The sequence below is a fragment of the Faecalibacillus sp. TM498 genome (assembly GCF_020589955.1).
GTDB lineage: Bacteria > Bacillota_I > Bacilli_A > Erysipelotrichales > Coprobacillaceae > Faecalibacillus > Faecalibacillus intestinalis.
In genome coordinates, this window is record NZ_JAJDKB010000080.1 from 1 (window position 1) to 6657 (window position 6657).

Below are 6657 nucleotides of genomic sequence, written 5' to 3' on the forward strand. Positions count from 1 at the left end.
CTATAAAAATTAGTTCCTATTTTCTCTTATTTCCAGTTTCTGCTTGCAATTCGGGAAATTTATATTTTGAAGAGATATATATAAAATAAAAAACAACCCGAAGGTTGTTGTTTATTAAATGGCGTCCACGAAGGGATTCGAACCCCTGACCGCACGCTTAGAAGGCGTGTGCTCTATCCAGCTGAGCTACGTAGACATTGCTTACTTTCAACTGCTCAACTAGAATAGCATATATTTTTTTAAAAAGCAATACTTTTTTAAAAATCATCTAAATTTTTGAATTCAACCTTTAAATCTTTACCTTCTACATAAATAACACAATAACTTCGATTACTTCCTCCACGAGGTAAAGTTGTAGATCCGGGATTAATAAGTGTATAACCATCAACTTCTTTATACATAGGAACATGCGTATGTCCTGAAAGTAGTACATCACAGTTTGCTTCTTGCAAAGTATAGATCATACTTGTTTCACGATCCATATATCCAAAACGATGCCCATGAGCAACTAAAAAGTTTAAATCTTCAACTTTAAATTTGATTTGATTTGGAAAATCACTATACCAATCATTGTTTCCTTTAACACATAACCAATCTTGCATCATATATGTTTCAGCTTCACTATCACCACAGTGAACATAATAATCTCCATCGGGTTCTAGTTCTTTTACACGATTAATCATTTGATGATAACCATGACTATCTGACATTACTACTATTTTTTTCATTTTCATCACCAAAAATATTATAACAAAACTTTACTAGATTTGTACAATATTATCGATTGATGTACTTACATTTTGATCTTCTTGAATAAGTTCATTATTAATATAGATATGGACTGAACTAACATCAGGAAGTGATAAAAATGATTTTTCAAGACGACTATAAAGAGTAGGGGAAATATTTTCGCTATTATCTAGAATACGTGATGATAAATAGATAGAAAGTAAGCCATCGTTTAATTGTGATTTTTTAGTTGTTTCTACTTTAGTATTATTTTCAAAATGATCTAATAATAAAGATACTTTTTGATCAATTGTTTGATTTGTGTTTTGAATACGTGTTGTTGTAGGAATATAATATGTTTTTCCAGCAAGTTCTTTTTCGTTATAAACAAGGACGGAAGAGGTTTGATAAAGATCAAAAGTGGATGTTTCAAAGTTATTAATACCTAAATTAGGAGTGATACAACTTAATGGTATTGTTGTATTTTCAAATGAAGAAACAGCTTTACCATCTATTTTCATATTGATTTTAGAAATACCATCTTTACAAAATAAATAGCTAAGAGCTTCACAAATATCTAAAGCTTGTTGATTGTTTGATACTTTAAAGTTATTTGTAAAATCAAATGTAAGTTGATTACTTTCCATAATTAAAGCATTAAGTTCTAATTTCTTATTAAAAATAGGATAAAGTCCTAATTGAGTAAAATCTTTTGATTTCATTGTTTCAATAATGCCTCGAATATTATTTTCCTTATTATCCTTAACACCAATATCTACAGAAACAGGAATAAGCGTTTCATCTTGATCTTTAAAAATAACTGTTTGCATATTGGCTTTCTTTTTCACTGTTTTAACATCATCATTTTTAAAATAAACAAAGGTTGCAAAAGCACATAAAAAAATCATTGAAATATTTCTTAAATATTTTTTATACATGAAATCACCTCACTATTTAAAATATGAAAAGAGTGATAAAATAGTCTTAAAATTTGCCTTTTTTAAAGATTTATTTTATATTATAATAGCGAAAATGAAGGAGGGATAGTTGTGCCACTTACTGATGATGATTTTGTGAAGACTGGGAAACTAGAGGGTTATAGTGAAATGATTCAAAAATTACATGAAGAAGAACAAACACAACCCGAAATCACTTATGATTTACAATTAGATGATGATGAGGATGAAGAAGAAAAATGATAGAAGATTTAATTGAAACAGGTCAATATAAAGAAGCGTTGCAATATTTAAATGATATGGATAATGAACAAGTACGTTATCAAAGACTTGTTTGTTTATATGGATTGAAAGAGTTACAACAAGCTAAAAGAGAAGGTATGAAAGCAAAAGTTCTTGCTGGAGAAACTTATTATGATGTTGTTGCTATTTATGTATCGATTTTAAAAGATTTAGAAGAGTTTGAAGAAGCTATTAATATTATTGTAGAGGAATTATCAATGCCTTATATTCCTTATCAATATGAAACAGTTTTTAATGCAGCTTATGATGAACTGTTATTAGCGAAACAAGAAGCATCTTTTGATGGGGTGACTCAAAAAGTCTTTAATGAAGAAGATATCGAAAATATTTTAACTAAAAAAGATACAAATGAAGATTTACTTTATATGGCTATTGAACAAATGGAAGGTATGAATATTCGTCGTATGATTGTTCCTATTCGTCAATTTATTAGAGATAATGATCAACCTGATTTTGCCAAAAGTTTATTAATAGAATTAATGATTGATCAAGAAATTGATGAAGATTTGGAAGTTGTCAAAAAAGGTGTGCACTACGACATTAACCCAAGTTATGCCCCAATGGTCTTAAATCAAGAATCTGGTGTTGAAATTTATAAATTGTTGATGGATGCTTTAGAAGATGATAATCCATCTTTACTTACGATGTGTGAACAATTTTTAAATTTTTATCTTTATTCAATCTATCCAAAATATATTGATGAACAAGATTATCGTAGTATTGCAGGAGCTATTCATTATCATTTAGCATCTTTACAATATATAGATATTGAATTAGAAGATATTGAATATTTATATAATTGCAATCAAGAGGATGTAAAAGATGTATTGGAAACAATACAATCAATCGAATATTAAAATTTATTAATATAGTTGAATTTAAAAAAAGGTTAGTATATAATGTCTTTTGATACGGAATAAGGAGAAATATATAATGAGAACAACTACAAAAAAATTAGAAAATGCTGTTACTCAAATTAAAGTAACATTTGATAAAAAAGAATGGGCAGAAGCTCAAGACGCTGCTTTAAAAAGATTAGCTACAAGAGTTAAATTAGATGGTTTCAGACCTGGTAAAGCTCCAGTTGCTATGATTAAAGCTAGACTTGGAAAACAAGCTATCTATGATGAAGCTACTGATCAAATCTTACAAAAAAGATATGCTGATATCATGAAAAAAGCTGAAGTTGCTCCAATTGCTCAACCAACATTAAATATTGATAGTGTTGATAATGATAACTTAAAAATTACAATTTTATGTCCTGTTAAACCTGAAGTTGAATTAGGTGAATACAAAGGATTAGAAGTTAAAAAAGGTAGAGTAACTGTTGCTAAAAAAGATATCGAAGCACAAGTTGAAAACTATCGTCATCAATTCGCTGAATTAACAACTAAAGAAAACGGTGAAGTTGCTAAAGGTGATACAGTAGTTATGGACTTTGAAGGATTCATCGATGGTGAAGCATTCGAAGGTGGAAAAGCTGAAAATCATTCATTAGAAATCGGTTCTGGACAATTCATTCCAGGTTTTGAAGATCAAATGATCGGTATGACTTGTGAAAATGAAAAAGATGTTGTTGTAACATTCCCAGAAGATTATCAAGCTACTGAATTAGCTGGTAAAGAAGCTACATTCAAAGTAACTGTTCATGAAATTAAAGAAAAAGTTTTACCTGAAGCTGATGATGAATTAGCTAAAGATGTTAACATCGAAGGTGTTGAAACTTTAGATCAATTAAAAGATCATATTAAAGCTCAATTAAAATCACAAAAAGAAAATGAAGTAGAAAATAAATTCTTCTCTGATTTAACTCAAGCTTTAATTGAATGTTGTAAAGTAGAAGATAGCGAAGCTTTATTAAATTCTGAATTAGATACAATGTTAAGAGAAGTTGAAATGAACTTGCAACAACAAGGTTTATCATTTGAATTATATGAACAATTCACTGGTAAAAACAAAGATGCTATCAAAGCTGATTTAACTGATCAAGCAAAAGACAGAGTTAAATTAAACTTAATCTTAGCTGCTATCGTTGAAGCTGAAAATATTGAAGTAACTGATGAAGAACGTAATAGCGAATTAGAAACAATCGCAAATACATATAATAGAGACTTAGAAGAAATCAAACAAATCTTCGCTCAAAATATGTACCAAATCGATGCTGATATTTTAAATAGAAAAGCGTTAGACGTTGTTAAAGAAAACTTAAAGAAATAGTTTAAAAGACGCGTAAGCGTCTTTTTAAAAAAGGAGGATTATTATGAGTGAAAGTACATTATTAACCCTTCCTGTTGTGTGCACAAGAGGAATGATTGTCTTTCCGGGTAACCGTTTATCATTAGATGTTGGTCGCCCCCTTAGTTTAAAAGCACTTGAACTTTCAAGTCGTGACTTTGATAACAATATCCTATTTGTATCACAAATCAATCCTATTGTTGATGATCCGAAATATGATGATGTTTATCATGTTGGAACTTTATGTAAAATTGAAAAGAAAATCCGTCGCGATAGTGCAGGGACAATCAAATTAACTGTTACTGGAGAAAAAAGAGTTGCTCTTCGAGATTTTAAAATTGAAGATGGTTCAATTTTTTCAACAGCTGAAGTTTTAGAAGATATTTATGGAGACACAAATGAAGAAGTTGCTTTAGTAAGAAAAACAACAGCTTATTTTGAACAAGCAAGACGTCATATGCCTCATATTCCAGCTGAAAGTTTAACATTGCTTTCAAATGGAACATCAGCTAGTTTACTTGCTGATACAATTGGTCAATATTTACCAATTGATTTAGATAGAAAACAAAAAATTCTTGAAGAACAAAGAATTAATGAAAGATTATTCTTAGTAGCAAGTTCTATTGAATCTGAAAAAATGATTAGTCAATTAGAAGATACAATCAATAGAAAAGTCAAAGAAAGTATTGATGAAAATCAAAAAGAATACTATCTAAGAGAAAAATTAAGAGCTATTAAAGATGAACTTGGTGATACTGTTGATAAAGGGGACGATGCTGATCAAATTCGTAAAGAATTAGCTGAAAATCCATATCCTCAATATATCAAGGATAAAATTGAAGAAGAATTACGTCGTTTTGAAGCTATGCCACCAGCATCTTCAGAAGCGAACGTTGTAAGAACTTATATTGATTGGGTGATGAAAACACCTTGGTATCAAGAAACTAAAGATGAAGAGGATATTTCTAAAATTGAAGCTATTTTAGAAGAAGATCATTTTGGTTTAGAAAAAGTAAAAGAAAGAATTGTTGAACACTTAGCAGTTAAACAAATGACACAATCTTTAAAAGCACCAATTATCTGTTTAGCAGGTCCACCAGGTGTGGGGAAAACAAGTATTGCTAAAAGTATTGCCCGTGCTTTAGATCGTAAATTTGTTAAAGCTTCTTTAGGTGGAGTAAGAGACGAAGCAGAAGTTCGTGGACATCGTCGTACTTATTTAGGATCAATGCCTGGACGTATCATTCAAGGAATGAAAAAAGCTGGTGTTGTAAATCCTGTCTTCTTATTAGATGAAATTGATAAGATGGCAAGTGATTATAAAGGAGATCCTACAAGTGCAATGCTTGAAGTTTTAGACCCTGAACAAAATTCTCAATTTTCTGATAACTATATCGAAGAACCATATGATTTATCTAAAGTTTTATTCATTGCGACTGCTAATGATTTAGGAGGAATTCCTGGACCACTTAGAGATCGTCTTGAAATTATTGAAGTTTCAAGTTATACAGAACAAGAAAAATTAATGATTGTTAAAGAACATTTAATTAAAAAACAATTAGATGCGCATTCATTAAAACCTGAACAAATGATTATTTCTGATGATATCATCATGGAAATCATTCAACACTATACACGTGAAGCAGGTGTTCGTGAACTTGAAAGATATATTGCTAAATTATGTCGTAAAACTGTTTTAGCTATCTTAAAAGAAAAAGTTGAATCAGTTACAATTGATCAAGATAAACTTGTTGAATTCTTAGGAAAAGCACCATTTGATCATACTAAGAAACTTCCTCGTCCTCAAGTAGGTGTTGTTACTGGTATGGCATATACTCAATTTGGTGGAGATATTTTACCAATTGAAGTCAATCATTTTGATGGTACTGGTAAATTTATTATTACTGGTCAATTAGGTGATGTAATGAAAGAATCTGCTTCAATTGCATTAGATTATTTAAAAGCTAACAAAGAAAAATATGGCTTAGATGATAAAGCATTTGAAAAACAAGATATTCATATCCATGTTCCAGAAGGAGCTATCAAAAAAGATGGTCCATCTGCAGGGGTAACTCTTACAACAGCTATCTATTCAGCGTTTACAAATAAACCTGTAAGAGATGATGTTGCGATGACTGGAGAAATCACTTTACGTGGAAATGTTCTACCAATTGGTGGATTAAAAGAAAAATCTATTTCAGCACATCGTTCTGGAATTAGAAAAATCATCATTCCTAAAGAAAATGAAAAGGATATCGAAGATATCCCAGAATCAGTAAGAAATGATTTAGAAATTGTTTTAGCTGATCATATCGATACAGTTTTAGAACATGCAATTGTTGCTAAAGTGAAAAGTTAAATTCCACTTTAAAAAAATGAAAAATAAAAGTAGAATTTACTCTTTCAGAAAGCAGATTTTATAAGAATATTAGGT

6 protein-coding genes and 1 tRNA gene are annotated in these 6657 nt (G+C 29.9%); 4 read left to right on the forward strand and 3 right to left on the reverse strand.

What is annotated here, in order from left to right; genetic code table 11:
• Window positions 1-119: 119 nt before the first annotated feature.
• From LJD32_RS14200 to LJD32_RS14210, 3 genes are all read right to left on the reverse strand, one after another.
• A tRNA-Arg gene (locus LJD32_RS14200) sits at window positions 120-196 on the reverse strand.
• 61 nt (window positions 197-257) lie between these two features.
• Window positions 258-728, reverse strand: coding sequence for a metallophosphoesterase family protein (locus LJD32_RS14205; protein WP_117864403.1), 471 nt, complete (start codon window positions 726-728; stop codon window positions 258-260).
• 33 nt (window positions 729-761) lie between these two features.
• Window positions 762-1667: a hypothetical protein gene (locus LJD32_RS14210; RefSeq protein ID WP_227392720.1), complete on the reverse strand. Its 906-nt coding sequence runs from the start codon at window positions 1665-1667 to the stop codon at window positions 762-764.
• Between the two features lie 111 nt (window positions 1668-1778).
• Between LJD32_RS14210 and LJD32_RS14215 the strand changes: the two genes are divergently transcribed.
• From LJD32_RS14215 to lon, 4 genes are all read left to right on the forward strand, one after another.
• Complete coding sequence (locus tag LJD32_RS14215) at window positions 1779-1928, forward strand: hypothetical protein (protein WP_022002244.1); 150 nt, start codon at window positions 1779-1781, stop codon at window positions 1926-1928.
• Window positions 1925-2845, forward strand: coding sequence for a hypothetical protein (locus tag LJD32_RS14220; protein ID WP_022002243.1), 921 nt, complete (start codon window positions 1925-1927; stop codon window positions 2843-2845). Before LJD32_RS14215 ends, LJD32_RS14220 begins: the two co-directional genes overlap by 4 nt.
• 76 nt (window positions 2846-2921) lie before the next feature.
• Window positions 2922-4205, forward strand: coding sequence for a trigger factor (gene tig / locus LJD32_RS14225; protein WP_107029915.1), 1284 nt, complete (start codon window positions 2922-2924; stop codon window positions 4203-4205).
• Between the two features lie 43 nt (window positions 4206-4248).
• Window positions 4249-6582, forward strand: coding sequence for an endopeptidase La (lon, locus tag LJD32_RS14230; RefSeq protein ID WP_227392721.1), 2334 nt, complete (start codon window positions 4249-4251; stop codon window positions 6580-6582).
• Window positions 6583-6657 lie beyond the last annotated feature (75 nt).